The organism is Janthinobacterium sp. AD80 (genome assembly GCF_002878455.1).
Taxonomy (GTDB): domain Bacteria; phylum Pseudomonadota; class Gammaproteobacteria; order Burkholderiales; family Burkholderiaceae_D; genus Janthinobacterium.
The window spans coordinates 1-816 of record NZ_NRDQ01000330.1; the positions used below are offsets into that span (position 1 = coordinate 1).

At 70.2% G+C, this 816-nt stretch carries 1 pseudogene; it reads right to left on the reverse strand.

Going from position 1 to position 816, the window contains the following annotated elements:
- Positions 1-227: 227 nt before the first annotated feature.
- Positions 228-816 (reverse strand): annotated as a pseudogene (locus JaAD80_RS31110) (MFS transporter); the annotation flags it as partial.

Consider the following 816-nt stretch of genomic DNA (forward strand, 5'->3'; position numbering starts at 1 on the left):
TGCCGCGCGCGCTTCGCCATCGAGCACGAAGCGGCCCGGCGGCGCCGGTCCGCGCACCAGACGATAGGCGGCACCGCCGGCGGCCAGCGCACAGGCGCCCAGCACGCCCAGTTTCAGGAACGATCTGCGTCGCATCAGCAAGTCTCCATCGCCATGTCTCCCCTTGTTTTGTCCTGCCTTTTGCCGGCCAGTGTACGCCAAAGGCAGGGGCGCCCCGCGCGCAAAAACTAGAGCGGCGCATCTAGTTTGCGCGACTGGCACCACAGCAGCAGCATGGCCAGCAGCGCCGCCAGCGCCCCGCCGATGGCGATGCTGGGCAGGCCGAAGCTGACGATCAGGGCCGCGCCCAGGGCGCCGCCGGCTGCCGTACCCGCGTTGAAGGCGGCGATGTTCAAGCCCGCCGCCACCGCGTCGCTGCCCGGACAATGCCGCTGCGCCAGGCGCAGCAGCCGCATGGTGGACAAGGTGACGAGGGCGAAGAACAGCAAGCCCAAAGTGCCGCATAGGGCCAGCAGGGCCAGGGGCTGGCCGCGCAGCAGATAAAAACCCGCCAGATTGAGGGCCAGCGCGGCCAGGGCCAGCAAGGTGTCGCGCTGCGCCGTGCAACGGTCGGCGCACCAGCCGCCCAGCAGGTTGCCGCCGATGGCGCACGCGCCAAAGCACAGCATGGCCGCGCCCAGCCCGTCCGCATCGAGCCCGCCCAGTTGCAGCAGGAAGGGCGAGATATACGTGAAAAAGCTGAAGGTGGCCACGCTGACCAGCGCCGCCACGCCGGCCGCCAGCAGCAAGGCGGGCTGCAGGATGGCGCGCAGGCTG